The sequence below is a fragment of the Pseudomonas sp. D8002 genome (genome assembly GCF_013385695.1).
In the GTDB taxonomy this organism is placed as follows: Bacteria; Pseudomonadota; Gammaproteobacteria; order Pseudomonadales; family Pseudomonadaceae; genus Aquipseudomonas.
The window spans coordinates 41,381-61,676 of sequence record NZ_JACAPM010000011.1; the positions used below are offsets into that span (position 1 = coordinate 41,381).

Annotated in this window: 21 protein-coding genes; 8 read left to right on the plus strand and 13 right to left on the minus strand. The window is 59.1% G+C overall.

The features are described from left to right. Positions 1-3 precede the first annotated feature (3 nt). Together hppD and HX807_RS06115 are read right to left on the minus strand one after the other, a co-directional pair. Positions 4-1,080, minus strand: a complete 1,077-nt coding sequence (hppD, locus tag HX807_RS06110) for a 4-hydroxyphenylpyruvate dioxygenase (protein WP_003212566.1) — start codon at positions 1,078-1,080, stop codon at positions 4-6. A 249-nt stretch (positions 1,081-1,329) separates the two neighbouring features. Then, the gene (locus tag HX807_RS06115; RefSeq protein ID WP_177049504.1) at positions 1,330-2,253 is read right to left on the minus strand and encodes a DMT family transporter; all 924 of its coding nucleotides are present in this window, start codon (positions 2,251-2,253) and stop codon (positions 1,330-1,332) included. Positions 2,254-2,330: 77 nt separating this feature from the next. On the opposite strand from HX807_RS06115, the gene HX807_RS06120 reads away from it, so the two are divergent. The 3 genes from HX807_RS06120 to HX807_RS06130 all read left to right on the plus strand — a co-directional run bounded on the left by HX807_RS06120 (position 2,331) and on the right by HX807_RS06130 (position 5,434). Beyond that, positions 2,331-3,203 carry a LysR family transcriptional regulator gene (locus tag HX807_RS06120; RefSeq protein ID WP_003212568.1) on the plus strand — a complete coding sequence of 291 codons (873 nt, stop codon included), beginning with the start codon at positions 2,331-2,333 and terminating at the stop codon, positions 3,201-3,203. Positions 3,204-3,327: 124 nt separating this feature from the next. Beyond that, complete coding sequence (locus tag HX807_RS06125) at positions 3,328-4,872, plus strand: EAL domain-containing protein (protein WP_177049505.1); 1,545 nt, start codon at positions 3,328-3,330, stop codon at positions 4,870-4,872. Positions 4,873-5,068: 196 nt separating this feature from the next. After that, a complete protein-coding gene (locus HX807_RS06130) occupies positions 5,069-5,434 on the plus strand; it encodes a histone-like nucleoid-structuring protein, MvaT/MvaU family (protein ID WP_003212570.1) in 366 nt (121 codons plus the stop codon). Positions 5,435-5,604: 170 nt separating this feature from the next. Here HX807_RS06130 and HX807_RS06135 read toward each other — a convergent pair whose 3' ends face one another. Continuing rightward, positions 5,605-6,141, minus strand: coding sequence for a DUF4946 domain-containing protein (locus HX807_RS06135; RefSeq protein WP_008432526.1), 537 nt, complete (start codon positions 6,139-6,141; stop codon positions 5,605-5,607). Between the two features lie 193 nt (positions 6,142-6,334). Here HX807_RS06135 and gloA point away from each other — a divergent pair, with 193 nt between their 5' ends. Next, complete coding sequence (gene gloA / locus HX807_RS06140; RefSeq protein WP_177049506.1) at positions 6,335-6,856, plus strand: lactoylglutathione lyase; 522 nt, start codon at positions 6,335-6,337, stop codon at positions 6,854-6,856. 63 nt (positions 6,857-6,919) lie between these two features. Here gloA and ahpF read toward each other — a convergent pair whose 3' ends face one another. The 3 genes from ahpF to HX807_RS06155 form a co-directional block, all read right to left on the minus strand. Then, positions 6,920-8,485 (minus strand): alkyl hydroperoxide reductase subunit F, encoded by a 1,566-nt coding sequence (ahpF, locus tag HX807_RS06145; protein WP_177049507.1) that lies wholly within the window; start codon positions 8,483-8,485, stop codon positions 6,920-6,922. A 127-nt stretch (positions 8,486-8,612) separates the two neighbouring features. Next, positions 8,613-9,176 carry an alkyl hydroperoxide reductase subunit C gene (gene ahpC / locus HX807_RS06150; protein WP_003173835.1) on the minus strand — a complete coding sequence of 188 codons (564 nt, stop codon included), beginning with the start codon at positions 9,174-9,176 and terminating at the stop codon, positions 8,613-8,615. 149 nt (positions 9,177-9,325) lie between these two features. Then, the gene (locus HX807_RS06155; RefSeq protein ID WP_008432517.1) at positions 9,326-10,252 is read right to left on the minus strand and encodes a site-specific integrase; all 927 of its coding nucleotides are present in this window, start codon (positions 10,250-10,252) and stop codon (positions 9,326-9,328) included. A 161-nt stretch (positions 10,253-10,413) separates the two neighbouring features. Here HX807_RS06155 and HX807_RS06160 point away from each other — a divergent pair, with 161 nt between their 5' ends. Next, positions 10,414-11,421 (plus strand): DNA-binding protein, encoded by a 1,008-nt coding sequence (locus tag HX807_RS06160; protein ID WP_177049508.1) that lies wholly within the window; start codon positions 10,414-10,416, stop codon positions 11,419-11,421. Here HX807_RS06160 and gorA read toward each other — a convergent pair whose 3' ends face one another. Together gorA and HX807_RS06170 are read right to left on the minus strand one after the other, a co-directional pair. Next, the gene (gene gorA / locus HX807_RS06165) at positions 11,422-12,780 is read right to left on the minus strand and encodes a glutathione-disulfide reductase (RefSeq protein WP_177049509.1); all 1,359 of its coding nucleotides are present in this window, start codon (positions 12,778-12,780) and stop codon (positions 11,422-11,424) included. A gap of 56 nt (positions 12,781-12,836) precedes the next feature. Then, complete coding sequence (locus HX807_RS06170; RefSeq protein WP_102604911.1) at positions 12,837-14,975, minus strand: TonB-dependent siderophore receptor; 2,139 nt, start codon at positions 14,973-14,975, stop codon at positions 12,837-12,839. A 133-nt stretch (positions 14,976-15,108) separates the two neighbouring features. Here HX807_RS06170 and HX807_RS06175 point away from each other — a divergent pair, with 133 nt between their 5' ends. Beyond that, the gene (locus HX807_RS06175; protein WP_177049510.1) at positions 15,109-15,876 is read left to right on the plus strand and encodes a helix-turn-helix domain-containing protein; all 768 of its coding nucleotides are present in this window, start codon (positions 15,109-15,111) and stop codon (positions 15,874-15,876) included. Positions 15,877-15,931: 55 nt separating this feature from the next. On the opposite strand, the gene galU is transcribed toward HX807_RS06175, so the two are convergent. After that, positions 15,932-16,771, minus strand: a complete 840-nt coding sequence (gene galU, locus HX807_RS06180; RefSeq protein ID WP_003212579.1) for a UTP--glucose-1-phosphate uridylyltransferase GalU — start codon at positions 16,769-16,771, stop codon at positions 15,932-15,934. Between the two features lie 307 nt (positions 16,772-17,078). Here galU and HX807_RS06185 point away from each other — a divergent pair, with 307 nt between their 5' ends. Next, complete coding sequence (locus HX807_RS06185; RefSeq protein WP_003212580.1) at positions 17,079-17,264, plus strand: hypothetical protein; 186 nt, start codon at positions 17,079-17,081, stop codon at positions 17,262-17,264. 144 nt (positions 17,265-17,408) lie between these two features. Beyond that, a complete protein-coding gene (locus tag HX807_RS06190; protein WP_003212581.1) occupies positions 17,409-17,693 on the plus strand; it encodes a hypothetical protein in 285 nt (94 codons plus the stop codon). Here the strand turns inward: HX807_RS06190 and HX807_RS06195 are convergent, their stop codons facing one another. The 4 genes from HX807_RS06195 to HX807_RS06210 all read right to left on the minus strand — a co-directional run bounded on the left by HX807_RS06195 (position 17,694) and on the right by HX807_RS06210 (position 20,104). Next, entirely contained in the window at positions 17,694-17,924 is a 231-nt protein-coding gene (locus HX807_RS06195) for a hypothetical protein (RefSeq protein ID WP_003212582.1), read from the minus strand. Positions 17,925-17,987: 63 nt separating this feature from the next. Further along, complete coding sequence (locus HX807_RS06200; RefSeq protein WP_177049512.1) at positions 17,988-18,911, minus strand: c-type cytochrome; 924 nt, start codon at positions 18,909-18,911, stop codon at positions 17,988-17,990. Continuing rightward, complete coding sequence (locus tag HX807_RS06205; RefSeq protein WP_256349369.1) at positions 18,908-19,558, minus strand: c-type cytochrome; 651 nt, start codon at positions 19,556-19,558, stop codon at positions 18,908-18,910. Before HX807_RS06205 ends, HX807_RS06200 begins: the two co-directional genes overlap by 4 nt. A 195-nt stretch (positions 19,559-19,753) precedes the next feature. Then, positions 19,754-20,104, minus strand: coding sequence for a hypothetical protein (locus HX807_RS06210; protein WP_003212585.1), 351 nt, complete (start codon positions 20,102-20,104; stop codon positions 19,754-19,756). Positions 20,105-20,296 lie beyond the last annotated feature (192 nt).

Genomic DNA, 20,296 nt, shown 5'->3' on the forward strand with positions numbered 1-20,296 from the left:
CGATCAGTCAGCGGTCAACACACCACGACGCACTTGGTCGCGCTCGATGGATTCGAACAGCGCCTTGAAGTTGCCTTCACCAAAGCCGTCGTCACCCTTACGCTGGATGAACTCGAAAAACACCGGGCCCATCAGGGTTTCCGAGAAGATCTGCAGCAGCAGGCGCTTGTCCCCCGCCACTGACGAGCCGTCCAGCAGGATGCCCCGTGCCTGCAGTTGATCCACCGGCTCGCCGTGGTTCGGCAGGCGGCCTTCGAGCATCTCGTAGTAGGTGTCTGGCGGCGCGGTCATGAAGCGCATGCCGATCTTCTTCAACGCATCCCAGGTCTTGACCAGGTCATCGGTGAGGAAGGCAACGTGCTGGATGCCCTCGCCGTTGAACTGCATCAGGAACTCTTCGATCTGCCCGGCACCCTTGGACGATTCTTCGTTCAGCGGGATGCGGATCATGCCGTCCGGGGCGCTCATGGCCTTGGAGGTCAGGCCGGTGTATTCGCCCTTGATGTCGAAATAGCGCGCCTCACGGAAATTGAACAGCTTCTCGTAGAAGTTCGCCCAGTAGGCCATGCGGCCGCGGTACACGTTGTGGGTCAAGTGGTCGATGACCTTGAGGCCCGCGCCCACCGGGTTGCGCTCGACACCTTCGAGGTACACGAAGTCGATGTCATAGATCGAGCTGCCTTCACCAAAGCGGTCGATCAGGTACAGCGGCGCGCCGCCAATGCCCTTGATCGCCGGCAGGTTCAACTCCATCGGGCCGGTTTCGATATGGATAGGCTGGGCGCCCAGTTCCAGGGCCCGGTTGTAGGCCTGTTGCGAGTCCTTGACGCGAAACGCCATGCCGCACACCGACGGGCCGTGCTCGGCCGCAAAGTAGGAGGCGATGCTGTTGGGTTCGTTGTTGAGGATCAGGTTGATCTCGCCCTGCCGGTACAGGTGTACGTTCTTGGAACGGTGGGTCGCGACCTTGGTGAAGCCCATGATCTCGAAGATCGGCTCCAGGGTGCCCGGGGTTGGCGATGCGAATTCGATGAACTCAAAGCCCATCAGGCCCATTGGGTTTTCGTACAGGTCTGCCATTTTCGGTGCCTCATCATCATTCTTGTAATTAACAAATGTTTATTTGCGAGCAAGGATGAGGTCAGCGGGTGGCGCACAGGAGATACCCCGCACGCTGCGGGCGAGGAAGTCACCAAAGATGAGGGGGGACCCGAGTAGCTTCATGGTTACATCAGTCTCTGACGGGCGAGGCTTGCGTTAGCGCAAGTCCTTATTCTTGTATGCGTAAATCGATTCTACACAGCGTAAACAGATTTGTCCGTACTCTTATCAAATCCCCATTGCCCTGGCCCGCGCAAGGGGTTTGTTGCACAGATAGATGCCCAGCAGGATGACCGCCCCACCCAGCAGCATCGGCACGGTCAGTTGCTCGCCAAGCAGCAATGCGCCGCAGATCACTGCCGTCAGCGGATTGAGGGCGATAAATACACCCGCACGGGTGGCGCCGATGCGGCGCAGGCCATCGTAGTAGCCGATGTAGGCCAGTGCCGAGCCCAGCACGCCCAGGTACAGCAAACTCATCAGTTGGGGCAGATCAATCCGGCCCAATGCGGCCACCGTTAGTCGGCCCGTCACCAGCGTGGTGATCGTCAGCATCAGCGTGCCCAGCAGGATCGACCAGGTCACGGTTTGCAACGGCCCCAGGCGCTGGTTCAGACCCCGGGAAAACAGCGAGTACACGCCCCACCCCACCACGCAGCCGAAAATCAGCAGGTCACCGACCCACGCATCTGCCGTGCCCTGCAGCAACTGCGGGTTGCGACTGACGATCACCAGCCCTGCGCCACCCAGGCACAGCGCGATCCCCACCAGCTTGAAGCAGCCCAGGCGTTCCTTGAACATCAGCAAAGAGGCCAGGCCAATCACTGCCGGGTTCAGCGCCACGATCAACGACGCCCGGGACGCATTGATGTAATGCAGGCCGTAGAAAAAACACAGGTTGTAGAAAAAGATCCCGAAAAAGCCCAGCACCATCAATTGCATCCATTGCGCGGTGGTCGGACGCACCAGGCGAATACGCGCGACGACCAGGAAGGCCAGCAGCGCCAGGCTGGCCAGTGCAAAGCGCACGGTCGCCGCCAACAGTGGGTCCAGGCCTGCCGCCAGATAGCGCCCGGCAACGAAGGTGCCGCCCCAGATCATGGTCACGGCCGCCAGCTTCAGATATGTCAGACGGTCAGGGCTCGGGTTCATCAGATTTCTACTCACAAGACACGGGATTGGCTTATTGTTTGGCTAATCCCCGATCATCGTAAAATGAGTAAATACTCATGACCCTTACCCAACTGGAAATCTTTTCCCTGGTGGCCGAACTGCAAGGTTTCACCAGCGCCGCCAATCGCCTGGGCATCAGCCAATCGGCGGTGTCCCATGCGATCAAATCCCTGGAGCAGGAACTGGGTGTGGAGTTGATCCGACGTCATCAGTCCCAGGTCGAACTCAGCGATATCGGCCAACAACTGCTGTTGCGCGCCCGGGCCATGCTCGGGTTGGCCAACACGCTGCAACAGGAAGCCGCCGATGCCCGCGGGATGAAGCGCGGCACGCTGCGCATCGGCTCGTTCGGGCCGACCTCATCGATTCGCTTGTTGCCCGCGATCCTGCAGCATTTTCGCGAGCAGCATCCGGGCATCGAGGTGCATGTCGACGAAGGCCCCGATCGCCAGGTGACGCAGTGGCTGGAAGAGCGGCGCGTCGACGTTGGGTTTGTGGTGCTGCCTGAAGAGCGCTTCGATACGTTCCCGTTGATTGAGGACCAACTGGTCGCGCTGCTGCCCTTGGGGCATCACTTGGGCGCGCAGCCAAGTGTCAGCCTGAAAGCGCTGTGCGGTGAACCTTTTATCCTGACCCAGGCCGGTTCGGCCGAACTGGTCTCAAGGCTGTTCGTCGGTGCAGGGTTGCAGCCGGATGTGCGTTACCGCTGCTCACAGCTGCTCAGCACCCTGGACACCGTGCGCCGGGGCGACGGCGTGACCATTGTCGCCGAGTTGTCGCTGCCTGAATCCACGCAGGCGGATTACCTGATCAAACCGCTCAAGCCTGCCGTCAAACGCCAGGTGGGGCTGGCGGTACTGGACCGTCGGCAGTCCTCCCCGGCAACCCTGGCATTTATTCAACTGGCCACACGGTTGAAGCTTTATTGAACATGCACAGACGCCTGCCGCCATCTATCATGGCCAATACCAATACGCTTTGTTGGAAGGCCACCGAGGTTGTCCCGACCGCATTTGAGCGTCCTATTGCCCTCTCCCGCTACAGGCTGCGCAAATGCCACTGACCGTCAAAGGCCCCCGAAAGGCCTCCACTCGCCACCTGATCACCCTGCTCAGTGGCGCGCTGCCCATTTTGCTGGGTGTGCTTATCCTGTATTGGCAAGCCGGGCGCACCCTCGAGCACAGCACCGCGCAAACCGCCCAGGAGGCCGTGCGCCAGTTTGACCTGATGCTCGACAACACCGCCCTCGCCGCCCAGGATCTGCTGCCACTGGCCGGCCATGAATGTGATAACCCGACTCAACTGAAGCTGCGGGAACAGGTCACCCGCCGGCCGTTCGTGCGCGCCACCACCTTGTCCTGGCAGCGCAACATCTATTGCAGCTCGTTGTTTGGTGGCAACTACCAGTCCCCGGTCAACCCTGAGGACTACGTCGGCGGCCGTCTCTGGCTGATGAAAGGCAACCCGGTGACACCCGACACCGCATTGCTGGTGTATCGCCTCACCGAGGGTGACCGGGGGGCCTTCGCCTCCATTGATGGCTACCACTTGACCAACGCGTTGCGCCTGATCAGCCGATATACCGACCTGGTGTTGCAGGTGGGGCCTAACTGGCTGGCGGCGGATGGCAAGGTGCACAGCACAGCGCTGCCGACATTTTCCGTCGCGCATCATCATCTCGACTCCACGCGGTATACCTACAGCGTGGAAGCCGGGATGCCGGAGGGTGAAACCTGGCGCTACATGCAGGCACGGTATCCCGCGCTGTTCGTTCTGGTGGTGTTTTTCGGCGTGCTGGCAGGCATCCTCGCCCACTGGCTGCAAAAGCGCTCATCGGCACCGACCCTGGAACTGCAACGGGCCCTGGGCGCCAATGAATTTGTGCCCTATTACCAGCCAGTGGTGCGTGGCGACAACATCCGGCAGTGGGCCGGCTGTGAAGTGCTGATGCGCTGGAATCATCCCAGGGAAGGCCTGGTGCGCCCGGACCTGTTCATTCCCCTGGCCGAACATTCGGGCCTGATCGTACCGATGACCCGCGCCCTGATGCGCCAGACCGCCGCACAGTTGGCGCCCCACACCGCGCAGTTTGCCGACAATTTTCACGTGGGCATCAACATTACCGCTCGCCATTGTCACGACCTGGAGCTGGTGGAAGACTGCCGGGAGTTCCTCGCTGCCTTCCCGCCGGGCAAGGTGATCCTGGTCCTGGAGTTGACCGAGCGCGAGTTGATCGAGCCCACGGATATCACCCGCCAGCTGTTCCAGGCGCTGCATGAAATGGGGGTAATGATCGCGATCGACGACTTTGGCACCGGCCACTCCAGCCTGGGTTATTTGCGCAACTTCAATGTCGATTACTTGAAGATAGATCAAAGCTTCGTGGCAATGATCGGTGTTGATGCACTCTCACGGCATATACTCGACAGCATCATTGAACTGTCTGCCAAGCTGGACCTGGGCATCGTTGCCGAAGGCGTCGAAACACAAGAACAATGCGACTATCTGGCGGCCCAAGGCGTTGATTTCTTGCAAGGCTACCTGTTTGGCAAGCCTGTACCTTGCGACGAGTTCATTAGATTCCTGAACAGCCATTGAATAGCCAGCCACTTCAACGGAAATATTGTTATTTATACAAAAGACATGATTTACTCATGACTGATTAACTACTACAATTTTTCCTGCCTGTGCTGAATTGGCAGGAAGGCCACTTTCATTGAGTCGCCTTAAGGCTCTTGGCTTATCGCTTTGTTTGCAGTAGATATCAGCCAAATACACTATTGGAGTATAGATTTTGTCCAGACTCGCCGAATTTCGCGCAGCAGAAAAAGCCCTTCAAGAGCAGCTTGCCCAGCTGGAATCCCTGAAGAACGATGCTGGTTTGAAGAAAGAAATCGAATTCGAAGAAAAGCTGCAAGGGCTGATGAAGACCTACGGCAAAAGCCTGCGCGACATCATCTCCATCCTGGATCCTAACCCGGGCAAGTCCGGCGCTTCCGTCGCTGCCGCACCCAAACAGCGCCGTGCCCGCGTCGTCAAGGTTTACCACAACCCGCACACGGGTGAACTGATCGAAACCAAGGGCGGCAACCATCGCGGCCTGAAGGCGTGGAAAGAACAGTACGGCGCAGCCACAGTAGACTCCTGGCTTCGCGGCTAATGCTTTGCGGCTAGTACAAACGCACTAAGAAAAGCCCTGCACATGCAGGGCTTTTTTGTTTACAGGCATCGATAGTGAAACAAATCAGGACGCTGGCACTTTCAAAAACGAACTTTAAAAAACATTTCACTTTGTTCAAATCGACTTATTTGTCCCGATGCCTACAACGCTCAAAGTTTAAGGCTGTCACGCACCGAACTGACTTCATCCTTGCTTGATTCGTAAGCGTCGGCCTGGCCTGCGTATGAAAAAACATAGGCCTTATCGGTATCGACAGCCCCCACCAACGTTTGCGACAGCACATGCCGACCGTTCTCGGTGATTACACAGGTAGTTTCCAATGCCTCAAGCCGGCTCAATGTTGTGGGGTGCATCTTGGTGCACACACTTTGATAACCACCCTGGGCAAAGTCCTTCTGGATGGATTTGCGCATTTCCAGCAGCACACCTTGCAGGTTGACCGTATGCCCCGCTTCGATTGGCGTGCCCGTCAACTCCATGACCATCAAGGTCGCGCCATTCTCATCATTCTTTATGGCCCGCTGGCGGGACACCGCCGACGGTTGCGCCGGGGCCTGGTCGTCGGGCGCCACTTCCTCTACCTGCCAGCCGCTGGGCCAATGAATTTCCGGGTCAGCCGCCCATGCAGCGGTGCTGCCCAGCAACAGGCCCAGGGTACTCAACAACGGTGCGCGAAATCCGGTCATTACGAAAAACACTCAAGGTTCAAGCGACAAAGTTTGGGCCCCTGCACCCGCTGGCCGCAAGGGTTGCGTGACCTTTTTCATTTGGCGCAACCGGCAGGGCTGCGTATCATGGACCGGCTGCACGGATGCCAGCCGCAAGCCAAGGGATGCTCCAACCGGAGCCACGTTTGCCCCATTTTTCTCTGGAGGGCCCATGAGCCTGCACGAACTGAACGCTTTCCCGGGCGTCACCGCCCAGCCTGACGCCGCCACCACGAACTTCGTATTCAACCACACCATGCTGCGGGTCAAGGACATCACCAAGTCGCTGGATTTCTACACCCGCGTACTGGGTTTTTCCCTGGTTGAAAAACGTGACTTCCCGGAAGCCGAATTCAGCCTGTACTTCCTGGCCCTGGTCGACAAGGCCCAGATCCCGGCCGACGCTGCCGCCCGCACCCAGTGGATGAAGTCGATCCCGGGCATCCTCGAACTGACCCACAACCACGGCACCGAAAACGACGCGGACTTTGCCTACCACAACGGCAACACCGACCCGCGTGGCTTTGGCCATATCTGCATCTCGGTGCCGGACATCGTTGCTGCCTGCGCGCGCTTTGAAGAACTGGGCTGCGACTTCCAGAAGCGCCTGAGTGACGGCCGCATGAAAAGCCTGGCCTTCGTGAAAGACCCGGATGCGTACTGGGTTGAAATCATTCAGCCAACGCCGCTGTAAGGTTCCGCCGGCAATAAAAAACCCCATGATCACTCATGGGGTTTTTCATTTCCGGGCCGGAATTTACGCCGGGGCGGAAGTGCGGATCAGGTGATCGAAAGCACTCAGGGAAGCCTTGGCGCCCTCGCCTACTGCAATCACGATCTGCTTGTACGGCACAGTCGTTACGTCACCGGCGGCAAAAACACCTGGCAGCGAAGTCTCACCACGTGCATCGACGATGATCTCGCCACGTGGAGTCAATTCCACAGTGCCTTTGAGCCAGTCGGTGTTGGGCAGCAAACCGATCTGTACAAAGATGCCTTCCAGGTCGATAGTCTTGAATTCGCCACTGTCGCGATCCTTGTAGGCCAGGCCGGTAACTTTCTGGCCATCCCCCTTGACCTCACTGGTCAGCGCGCTGGTAATCACGTCAACGTTCGGCAGGCTGTACAGCTTGCGCTGCAACACGGCGTCGGCGCGCAACTTGCTGTCAAACTCAAGCAAGGTCACGTGGCTGACGATACCGGCCAGGTCGATGGCTGCTTCAACGCCGGAGTTACCGCCGCCGATCACCGCCACGCGCTTGCCCTTGAACAGCGGGCCGTCGCAGTGCGGGCAGAAGCACACGCCCTTGGCCTTGTATTTCTGCTCACCCGGTACACCCATTTCACGCCAGCGGGCACCGGTGGCCAGGATCACGGTCTTGGACTTGAGGGTCGCACCGCTTTCGAAACGGATTTCGTGCAGCTCACCGTTGTTTTTCGCCGGGATCAGCGCAGTAGCACGCTGCAGGTTCATGATGTCCACGTCGTACTGACGCACGTGGGCCTCCAGGGCGCTGGCGAGTTTCGGCCCTTCGGTTTCCTGTACCGAGATAAAGTTCTCGATCGACATGGTGTCCAGCACCTGCCCGCCGAAGCGCTCGGCTGCAACACCGGTACGGATGCCTTTACGTGCAGCGTAGATAGCCGCTGCCGAACCCGCTGGGCCACCGCCGACGACAAGTACGTCGAACGCATCTTTGGCGCTGATTTTCTCGGCGGCTTTTTCGATACCGCTGGTGTCGAGCTTGGCGAGGATTTCTTCCAGGCCCATGCGGCCCTGGCCGAAGTTCACACCATTCAAGTAAACGCTGGGCACGGCCATGATCTGACGATCATCGACTTCTGCCTGGAACAGCGCACCGTCGATGGCGACGTGGCGGATGTTCGGGTTCAGTACTGCCATCAGGTTCAGCGCCTGGACCACGTCCGGGCAGTTCTGGCACGACAGCGAGAAGTAAGTCTCGAAGCTGAACTCGCCTTTAAGGGCGCGAATCTGTTCAATCACTTCGACACTGGCCTTCGAGGGGTGGCCGCCGACTTGCAGCAGCGCCAACACCAGCGAAGTGAATTCATGGCCCATTGGGATGCCGGCAAAACGCAGGCTGATATCGGCACCCGGGCGGTTGATGGAGAACGATGGCTTGCGCGCATCATTGCCATCGCTTTTCAGGGTAATCAGCGTCGAAAGGCTGGCTACATCCTGCAAGAGGGCAAGCATTTCCTGGGATTTCGCACCGTCATCGAGGGAGGCGACGATCTCGATCGGCTGGGTGACCCGTTCCAGGTATGACTTCAACTGAGCTTTAAGATTGGCGTCCAACATACGGGCGATTTCCTATTAATTCGGTTTATTGCAGACAAAAAAACGCCCGAGCGACTCTCGCCCGGGCGTTTCGAGGGCGGATGCAGCTTACTTAGGTGCGGTAACCCGCCCTTGGCATTTCACAGACTTAGATCTTGCCGACCAGGTCCAGGGACGGAGCCAGGGTGGCCTCGCCTTCTTTCCACTTGGCTGGGCAGACTTCGCCCGGGTGAGCAGCAACGTACTGGGCCGCCTTGATTTTGCGCAGCAGCTCGGAAGCGTCACGGCCAACGCCGCCATCGTTCAGTTCAACGATTTTGATCTGGCCTTCAGGGTTGATCACGAAGGTGCCACGGTCTGCCAGGCCAGCTTCTTCGATCAGCACGTCGAAGTTGCGGGAGATGGTCAGGGTCGGGTCGCCGATCATGGTGTACTGGATTTTGCCAATGGCTGGCGAGGTGTTGTGCCAGGCAGCGTGGGCAAAGTGGGTGTCGGTGGAAACGCTGTAGATTTCGACGCCCAGTTTCTGGAATTCGGCGTAGTTGTCAGCCAGGTCTTCCAGTTCGGTTGGGCAGACGAAGGTGAAGTCGGCTGGGTAGAAGAACACGACAGACCATTTGCCTTTCAGGTCAGCATCAGTCACGTCTACGAAGTTGCCGTTTTTGTAGGCGGTAGCTTTGAACGGTTTTACTTGGCTGTTGATGATAGGCATCGTTGACTCTCCGTCAGGTTTGTAGAAGGGCTTAGTAAGTTGATGAGGTGAATCCTACCCACTCTCCCGGCCGATGGCTCATTGGCAAACCTGATGCTGACGATTGGTTTTCACTATCAAGAGACTGTATTAATAGAAGAAACCTTGAATCACTCGAGGGATGCCCGGGTCATGCCGAGAAAGGGCGTCGCTTCAACATAGCGCATGGCCGATTTCATGTCTTTCCAGCCGACGTAAGTCATCAACGACTTCAAGTCCCAGCCACTGCGATGAGCCCAGGTAGCGAAGCCCCGGCGCAGGGAGTGGCTGGTGTACTGATCGGCCGCAATCCCGGCGCGCTCCAGCGCCTGGCGCAACAGCGGGATCACGCTGTTGGCGTGCAAGCCCTCCTCGCCCAGGTTGCCCCAGCGATCAATGCCGCGAAACACCGGGCCGCGCACCAGCGCTGAAGCGCTGAGCCATTCGCTATAGGCTTGCACCGGGCACAGCCGCAACAGCGCCGGCGTCTGGTAGGTGCGGCCGATATTTTCCCGATCACTTTTGCTGCGCGGTAGATACAGGGTGATGCCCGAACCGGGCACCGCCTGCACGTGCTCGATATTCAACCGGCATAACTCATCGCTGCGAAAGCCACGCCAGAAACCCAGCAGGATCAACGCCGCGTCACGCTTGGCCCGCAGCCATCGAGGATGGTCTTCTGCGCGCCGGGCGTCGTGGCCTTCCTGTTCGAGGAACTGGATGACCTGCTCCAGGTGCTGCAGTTGCAATGGCTCCGCCTGTTTTTCCTGAGCCGGGTGCAGGGCGCGAATGCCTTTCAGGACTTTGCGCACCACTGGCGCCTTGGTCGGATCAGGAAACCCCTGGCTGGTGTGCCACTGGGCCAGCGCCGATAAACGCAGCTTCAACGTGTTGACCGACAGCACGCCCGCATGCGCCACCAGATAGCGCGCCACGCTGTCGCTGGTCGCCGGCAGGAATCCACCCCAATTCACCTCGAAATGCTCGATTGCCGCTCGATAGCTGCGGCGGGTGTTATCGCGGGTGGCCGCATTCAGATAACGGTCCAGCTCACTCATGCCTGTACTGCCATTGGCTGTTGTCCATTTCAAAACCTGTATCACACGGGATAATACGCCAATATCCCATCTGATAAATCATCAATTTGGGCTTTAAAACAATCGTGATATAGTACGTATATACATACTACGTACCACAGTACCAAATCAACGGAGACTCCATGGCTCGCGGCGGCATCAATAAAGCAGTAGTTCAAACGGCACGCCTGGCGATCCTTGCCCGTGGCGAAAACCCGAGCATCGATGCAGTACGCATCGAGATGGGCAATACCGGCTCGAAAACCACGATTCATCGCTATCTGAAGGAGCTGGAAGAAAGCGAAACCCGCCAGACCATCACCGAAGCGCCCATTGACGACGAATTGGGTGAACTGGTGGCGCGACTGGCCCAGCGCTTGAAGGAGAAGGCCCAGGAGCCTATCGACCTGGCCCTGTCGCAGTTCCAGCAACAGAAAACCGCCCTGCTCGCCCAGGTTGAGGAGCTGGAAGCGGCCCACTCCCAGCTCAAGCAGCAGTTCGATATCCAGTCCGCCGCCCTGGCCGATGAAAGCGCGGCCTTGCAAAGCACTCGCTCCAGCCTGCAAACCGAGCAAACCCGCAACGCCGGGCTGAGCCAGGCGTGCAGCGATTACGAGTTGCGGATCAACGACAAGGACGAGCAGATTCGCTCACTGGAAGAGAAGCACCTGCATGCCCGGGACGCCCTGGAGCATTACCGCAATGCGATCAAGGACCAGCGTGAGCAGGAACAGCGTCGCCATGAAGGCCAGTTGCAGCAGGTCCAGGCAGAGCTGCGCCAGGCCCAGCAGAGCGCGATGGTGCGCCAGGATGAAATCACTCAGTTGCACCGCGATAACGAGCGCCTGCTGATCGAGCATCGGGTGACCGTGAAGGAATTGAGCGCACTGCAGGAACAGGCTCGCCAGGACCGCGAACAGCAGCGTCAATTGAGCGAGCAAGTGAGCGTGATCGACAGCGAGCGTACCCTGTTGCAGGAGCGCTTGCGGGTTGCCCAACTGGAGAATCAGGCGCGCCAGGAAGCGCTGGCCGAGCATCAGAAGGCCAACAAAACCCTGGAACTGGACCTGGTCAAGGCCCAGGCCAGTATTGATGCGCTGCGCCTGGCAGCCGCCGTTGCGACGGCGCCGGAAGCAACTAACGAGGGCTGATTACTGCGCCACTGGCGTGCGCATGGTGACGAACTCTTCCGCCGCCGTTGGGTGCACGCCGATGGTTTCATCGAAATGCTGCTTGGTCGCGCCCGCCTTGAGCGCGATCGCCAGGCCCTGCACGATCTCGCCAGCGTCGGGGCCGACCATGTGGCAACCCAGGACCTTGTCGGTCTCGGCGTCGACCACCAGCTTCATCAGGGTCTTTTCCTGGCAGTCGGTCAGGGTCAGTTTCATCGGCCGGAAGCGGCTTTCGAACACCTGCACCTTGTGCCCGTCTTCACGGGCCTGCTCTTCGCTGAGGCCCACGGTGCCGATATTCGGCAGGCTGAACACCGCCGTCGGGATCATCGCGTAGTCCACCGGACGATATTGCTCAGGCTTGAACAAGCGACGTGCCACGGCCATGCCTTCAGCCAGGGCCACTGGCGTCAGTTGCACGCGGCCGATCACATCACCAATCGCCAGGATCGACGGTTCGGCGGTCTGGTACAGCTCATCCACTTCGACAAAGCCGCGCTTGTCCAACTTGACGCCAGTGTTTTCCAGCCCCAGGTTATCGAGCATCGGGCGTCGGCCGGTGGCGTAGAACACGCAATCGGCTTCCAGCACGCGGCCATCTTTCAAGGTGGCCTTGAGGCTGCCATCGGCCTGCTTGTCGATACGCTCGATGTCGGCGTTGAACTGCAGGTCCAGGCCGCGCTTGGTCAGCTCCTCCTTCAAGTGCGTGCGCACCGAGCCGTCAAAACCGCGCAGGAACAGGTCGCCGCGATACAGCAGCGAAGTCTGTGCGCCCAGGCCATGGAAAATCCCGGCGAACTCGACGGCGATATAGCCACCGCCGACTACCAGCACACGCTTGGGCAGCTCCTTGAGGAAGAACGCCTCATTGGAGCCAATGGCGTGCTCGCGCCCCGGGATGTCCGGGATCTGCGGCCAGCCACCGGTGGCCACCAGAATGTGCTTGGCGGTAAAACGCTCGCCGTTGATTTCTACCTGGTGCGGGTCCACCAGCCGCGCATGCCCTTCGTGCAGGGCCACGCCGCTGTTGACCAGCAGGTTGCGGTAGATGCCATTGAGGCGGTTGATTTCACGATCCTTGTTGGCGATCAGGGTCGCCCAATCGAAATTCGCCTCACCCAGGGACCAGCCAAAACCGCTGGCCTGCTCGAAGTCTTCGGCGAAATGCGCGCCGTATACCAACAGTTTCTTCGGCACGCAGCCCACATTCACGCAGGTACCGCCCAGGTAGCGGCTTTCAGCCACTGCCACTTTGGCGCCAAAACCCGCAGCGAATCGTGCAGCGCGCACACCGCCGGAACCGGCACCAATTACATAAAGGTCAAAATCGTAGGCCATTTCACTCTCCTCGGCAGGACAACAGCATACCTGCTGCCGCGCCAGAGGTCAGCGCCTTACCAGCGATACGTCGCGCTGGCCTGCAACGAACGGGTTGCGCCCCAGTAGCAAAGGAAACCGTTGCTGCAGTAGGCCAGGTATTCCTTGTTGAACAGGTTGCTGGCGTTGAGGGCCAGGCGCCAGTTCTGCACGTCATAGTGCGCCGCGGCATCAAACAGCGTGCGCGATGACACCTCCAGCGTGTTGTCGGCGCTGCCGTAGCTCGGCCCGAAATAGCGCGCACCCGCCGCGAAACCGACGCCCTGCAGCGGGCCGTCGTGGAAGGTGTAGTCCGCCCACAGCGAGGCACTCTTGCCCGGGATGCCGGTCGGGTGTTCGCCCTGGTCGCCGTCATTGGATTTGAGGATGCGCTGGTCCATCCAGGTGTAAAAACCGATCAGGCTGAGGTTCGAGGTGACCTCGGCATGGGCTTCCAGCTCGATGCCGCGGGAGCGGATTTCGCCTTTCTGGGTGGCAAAATTGGGGTCGACATCGTCGGTGGTCAGGACGTTTTGCTGACGCAGGTCGAACACTGCCGCGCTGTACAGGCTGCGGGAGCCCACAGGCTGGTATTTAACGCCGGCTTCGTACTGCTTGCCGGTGGTCGGCACAAATGTCGCGCCCAGCCGGTCAGTGCCCAGTTGCGGCTGGAACGATTCGCTGTAGCTGACATACGGCGCAACGCCGTTATCAAACACGTAGCTCAGGCCCGAACGCCAGGTGAGTTTCTCGTCGTGCTGGCGCGTGTTGCTCAGGTTGGCGCCGGTCAACGCGCTGTCCTGATTGTCGTAGGTACGCGCCCAGTCTTGCCGCACACCGATCAGCCAGCGCCAATGGTCGAAGCTGAGCTGGTCCTGCAGGTACACGCCAAACTGGCTCTGGGTGGTGTATTGGTTGATGGACACCGGCACCCTCGGCAGGGCGCTGAAGTCGGGGTTGTAGATATTGATCGCACTCGGGAAATACTGACCGCCCCGGTTGATGGTCTGCAACAGCCGCTGGAAGTCCGCCCCCATCAGCACAGTGTGCTTGACCGGGCCGGTGCTGAAGTCGGACTGCAACTGGTTATCAAGGGCGAACTGGCCAAGGTGCTCATGATTGACGTTGGCCCAGAGCGGCGCGGTGGCAAGGTTGGCGTCCAGCGGCCCGGTGAGGGAAGTCTGGTAGTAGTCGACGTCATCATGCATATAGCGCAGGTGCTGGCGAAAGCTCCAGGTGTCGTTGAACCGGTGGCTGAACGCGTAGCCCAGGGAAAACTGATTGCGCTTGAAGCGATCGCGGTCCGGGTCGCCCAGGTAATCATCGGGGCGCAAGCGCCCATTCGGGTTGTGCAGCGCGGTGCCATACGCGGGTACCGGGTTGAACAGCCCACCTTCCGGGTCGTATTGATAGTTGGCCAGCAGGGTCAGGCTGGTGTCGTCGTCGATGTTCCAGGTGATGGCCGGCGCGATGGCGATGCGCTGGTCCTTGATGTGATCGGTCTGGGTATCGGCCATGCGGCCCAGCCCGGTCAGCCGATAGGTCACATCGCCCTGCTCGTCCAGGCGCCCGCCAAAATCGAAGCCGGCCTGATAGCGGTTGTCATTGCCCACGCTCATTTGCAACACGTGCAGTGGCTCATCCGTCGGCCGCTTGCTCTGCATGTCCACCAGGCCGCCCGGCCCGCTCTGGCCGTACAGCACGGAAGCTGGCCCGCGCAGCACGTCGATGCGCTCCAGAAACCAAGGGTCGACCCGAGGCGTAGCGAACCAGGTCGTGCGATTGAGCTTGAGCCCGTCGAGGTAGGAGTCGGCATCGAAGCCGCGAATGCTCAACTGGTCAAACCGCAGGTCGTTATCCTGGGAGTAAACCCCTGGTGTGTAGCGCAATGCCTGGTCGACGGTTTGCGCCGCCTGGTCATCCATCTGCTGGCGGCTGACCACCGAGATCGATTGCGGCGTCTCCACGATCGGCGCGCCGGTTTTGGTGCCCACGGTGGTGTTGCGCGCCACATAGCCTGGCACCACGCCCTCTGCCGGCTCGGCCTCGGCGGCTGTCACCGCGGTGTCCTTCAACACGATGGGCGCGTCATCGGCCCACACAACAGGAGCAAGCGCCAACACCACCAGCGCCAGCCTGGAAAGGTAAAACGGAGGAGAAGACAACGCACCGGACATGACGATTCCTTGAAAAGTCTTTTTGTTAATCGTTCTTATTTAATATTGAATCGCGTTAAAGATCCGGTCATTCTTCTACGCGCACGGGTCAATTAATGACCGTTCCAACCTACATCTCAGGAATCATTCTTGATTGGACAACATCTGGCGTAAACGCTTTGGGGCGCCCGCTCGCAGCACCAGCGAGGAATTGCGGGTTCGGGCCCATGACTATGTCGATGGCGCACGGGAGATTTGGCACAGCCATGAATATGGCCAACTGGTGCACGCCACCCAAGGCGTGATCCGGGTGCTGACCCGCATGGGCGCCTGGACCGTCCCGCCGGCATGCGGCTTTTGGATTGCGCCGGGTGTCGACCATGAATTGCACATGGTCGGTGAGGTTGCGATGCGCGCACTGTACGTGGAAAGCGATCAATTACCCACGGCGTGGCAATCCTGCCGATTGATCAGGGTGGAGCCGCTGCTGCGGGAGCTGATTCTGGGCATGCTCGCACCCGACGCCCACACTGCCCTGCTCACGCCATTGCTGCTGCACCAGTTGATATCCGCGACTGAAACCGAAGGCTGCAGCCTGCCATTGCCCCGGGACAAACGCGTGCTCAGTGTGTGTGAAATGCTTCTGGAAGACCCGGCGAACCCGGCCACCCTGGAAGACTGGAGTGAATCCATCGGCGCCAGCGTGCGCACCCTGCGCCGGCGGTTTCGGGATGAAACCGGGCTGAGCTTCAACCAATGGCGCCAGCAGCTACGGATTGCCGAAGCCGTTTGCCAGTTAGCCCAGGGCCGACCATTGGGGGCTATTGCACGGGACATGGGCTATGCCAACGGCAATGCGTTTGGTGCAATGTTCAAGCGGGTACTGGGCGAAGCCCCCAGCCGCTATTTGGGCAAGGCATAAAAAAACCTGCGGTCTTTCGACTCGCAGGCTTTTTCAACGGGCTGGCAACGATGAATCAGTAAGCCTTGCCAGTCTTGTAGAAGTGCTCGTAGCAGAAGTTGGTCGCTTCGATGTAGCCTTCAGCGCCACCGCAGTCAAAACGACGACCCTTGAACTTGTAGGCAATCACGCAACCGTCTTTTGCCTGCTTCAGCAGGGCGTCGGTGATCTGGATCTCGCCACCCTTGCCTGGCTCGGTTTCTTCGATCAGCTTGAAGATATCAGGGGTCAGGATGTAGCGGCCGATGATCGCCAGGTTCGACGGAGCATCTTCCGGCGCTGGCTTTTCAACCATGTCGCGTACGCGGATCAGGCCATCACCGATATCGTCGCCGGCAATCACGCCGTACTTGTTGGTTTCCTGAGGATCGACCTCTTGAACCGCGACGATGGTGCAACGGTACTTCTGGTACAGCTTGACCATCTGGGTCAGGACGCCGTCGCCTTCCAGGTTTACACACAGGTCATCGGCCAGTACCACGGCGAACGGTTCGTCACCGATCAGCGGACGACCGGTCAGGATCGCGTGCCCCAGGCCTTTCATTTGGGTCTGGCGGGTGTAGGAGAACGAGCACTCGTCGAGCAGCTTACGGATGCCGACCAGGTATTTTTCCTTGTCGGTACCCTTGATCTGGTTTTCCAGCTCGTAGCTGATGTCGAAGTGGTCTTCCAGGGCGCGTTTGCCACGGCCGGTCACGATCGAGATTTCGTTCAGGCCGGCATCCAGTGCTTCTTCCACGCCATACTGGATCAGTGGCTTGTTCACCACCGGCAGCATTTCTTTGGGCATGGCCTTGGTCGCTGGCAGGAAGCGAGTGCCGTAACCGGCTGCTGGGAACAAGCATTTCTTGATCATATGAGTCCTTACAAAGGGCTGTGCGTACGAAATTCGGCGCAGTCTAATCAGGCCGCAGTCACCTTACAATGGGTCCTGCTGGCGTTGCGATGTCAACATAGAGAAAAAATGTCGGCGTAAGTTCCGCCGGCATTCAATCAAGTACCTTCGCCGCTGTTAGAAATCGTCGGCTTGTGCCCGTCATTCAAAGGGCTCCAACCTTTTTAGCATGCTTTATGGCGATCGGCACTGACCTGCAACAACTTGCGCCGCCCCACGCCGTTTGGCGCTATCATTACGCCCTTGAACCAGACAACGAGATTGATAGATGTCAGAACCAAAAGGCGTGAACGGCTACCTGATCACCAAGCGAGCGGACGGCTGGCACTTGATCAACTTCCATGGCGACAGCGTTGCCGGCGCATTCGCGACCGAAGCTCAAGCCTGTGCCGTGGCCGAAGTGTTTGTGGATGAGGCCGGCCACGCGTCGAGCAAGCGTCCGAAAACCAAGTAACACCGCGGTAACGCCAATCAAGCCTCGTTTGACGGGGCTTTTTTGTGTTTGTCTGTACGTTAATGGCGGTTCGCTATAATCTCGCCTGTAACGCCCCACGACAGTGTCAGCGCTCCCCTCCAACACCCTGATGACGACTCCTACATGAACAAGATCCTGGCACTGATTGCGGTACTGGCGCTTACCGGTGGCTGCACCACCACTTCCGACACGGTCCTGAAGAACGGCGAACAAGGACTGGCCATCGACTGCTCCGGCGAAGCCAACTCCTGGGCCAGCTGTTATGAAAAGGCTGATGCGTCCTGCGCGGGCACCGGCTACCGGATTGTCGGCACCGAAGGCACACCGGCCCTGAAAGAAAGCGACAAGACCCTGGGCAAGGATGTCGGCAACTACAAGACCCGCAGCGTGACGGTGGTCTGCAAATAATTACATGTGAATTTCGGCGAACTTGATGCCCAGGCCGCGAATGGTCTCGATCAAGTCGTCCAGGCGGGAGAAGGATTCGACTTCATCCTGGTCATCCACCAGGAAGTAACTGCGACCGCCGCTCTTCTTGAAGAACACGATCCACTCGCCCGTATCCGCGGGATTTTGAATCACATGGGTCGCAGAAATATGCCCCCCTGCATGCTGTTCCCTGACTTGCTCACGTTTCATGACTGAGTTTCCGAAAAGACAATGCCGCTGATTCAGCGGCATTTTTTATGGGTTATCGACAGTTTAACGGATGCCTTGGCCAATCAGTACGCCATCGACCGTCTGCCCGTAAAGATTGACGCCGTCATTGGCGTGGAACTTCACCCGGGTTTTCTCCACGGAGCCGTCCACGAGGCGCGGGTCCTGAGGACGCTCGTGACGGTTGACGTAGGCCGCCACGTCCCAGGCTTGCTGGTCGGTCAGGCTGCCGCCCTGGCCCAGGGGCATGTTGTGCTTGATGAAGGACGCTGCCGTATTGATTCGATGCATCCCGGCGCCCCAGTTGTAGGAGTCTTTACCCCAGAGCGGCGGCATCACGTAGTTGTCGCCCACTTTCTGGCCCTGGCCTTCGGCGCCATGGCACACCGCGCACTGGCCCTTGTAGACCTCTGCGCCCTGGGCCAGGTCGTAACCCTTGGCGGGTGCCGGCACGTTCGGGTAGCCACGGCCCGGCAGTTCGACGCCCAAGGGAGCCTTGCTCGCCAGCCAGTAGGCATATACCGACAGCGCCGTAATCTCCGGGCTGTCTGCAGCCGGTGGCGTGCCGCCATTCATGCTGAACTGGAAACAGCCCTGCAAACGCTCGGCGAAGGTGTTGACCTTGTCGTTCTTTTTTCGATACGCCGGGTACATCGGGTAGGCACCCCACAGCGGCGCCGAATTGGCCAGGCGACCCTGGTCCAGGTGGCAATTGCTGCAATTGAGGCCATTACCGACAAATTGCGGCGCCAGGCGCTTGGTGTCGACAAACAGCGCGTAGCCCTGTTTCACCAGCTTGCCGTAGGCGTTGTCCGGCAGCTCGCTTTCTTTGGGCGGCTGGAACTGCACGGCAGCCCCATGAGCGCCGGCTGGCTGCAACTGTGACTGGTCTTCCATGGCAATAGGGGCGGCATGGACGGGTACGCCGATCAGGCTTCCCAGCAGCGGAGCAAACAAGAAGCGCTTCATGGCTTGGCCTCCTGGCCGCTCAACGAGGCAAAATAGGTGGCCACGGCCTGCACTTCTTCAGCGCTGAGGGATTTGGCGATATGGCCCATCAGATCATTTGGATCGTTATGGCGCGTGCCGCTGCGCCAGGCTTTCAACTGCGCCGCGAGGTAGGCCGCAGATTGTCCGGCCAGGGGTGGAAACCCGTCGCCGACGCCCACGCCGGCCGGGCCATGACAGCTGACACAGGCCGGAATCTGGCGCTCCCACGCACCTTGCAGGGCAATCTTTTGCGCAGCGTCAGTAGGCATCTCGCTGCGGTGCACCGGCACAGGTGCGGGCGCAGGCATTGCCGCCAGCTGCCGGGTTACAGCGCTGACTTCCTCTTCCGTGAGGGCGTTGGCCAGTGGCTGCATCACCGGGCTGTTCCGGGCGCCACTTTTAAAATCCTGCAGCTGCTTACGCAAATACCCCGCCGATAAACCGGCCAAACGCGGAAAACCCGCGGCTGCCAGCCCCAGGCCATCAGCCCCGTGGCAGGCCACGCACGGTGCAGCTCCCGGCTGCGAGCCGCCCTGCATATAAACGTTTTTCCCCTCCAGCGCGTATGCATTGCCCAACATCAGCAACAACGCGCTACCCATCAGAACTCGTTCCAGAGACATCATCACGACTCCATTTTTATAGTTATATGCTTAGGCGAATTAGGCATAAGCCTACAAATGGTAGGGCAATGGCCCGGTCGCGACAACACTCATCCGCGAGCAAAAGGACGGTGTACTGAACATCGCGCACAAAAAAGCCCGACGCTGCGGCAGCAGGGTCGGGCTTCTTGATCGGATTCGAGGTGGGCGGCTACAGACTCAGCCGGAAATGCACGCTTCCCCCGCAGCCTTCACGTCACCTGGACGAATAGGCACATTGGACATGCTCTCGTAGAGCTTGATACTGCTCCCGCTGGAGCGCTCTTCAATTTCAAAAATGGCCGACGGGTCGGCAGAAAACTTCTGCGGTACGATAACTTGAACACCATCCTTGTGAGGCTCGATCTGCGAAGGCCTGCGGGTTTTAGACAATTTCTGGACAACGCACGCCGCGTATTCCTGTGGTTTTTTCCCGGAGATCACTGCCAGCGTTGGTGGGGTCTGCTTGATATCCGCCACCGAAGCACATCCACCCAACGCCAGGGCCAGAACCAACACACTCCACTTCATATAAAAACCTCCGATAAAGACCCTACGACAGCGAAGAAGGTATTTTTCTCCCGCCCACGTAGGATTTATCCCTGATAACTCGGTAAATAACTGTTTTAAATTGTCGAAGTCGTCGACGACGGTCCGATAATAAACGTGCTGGGGCTGATAAACTCCATCTTAACCTACGTATCGTTCTGATTTTTCAGAAAA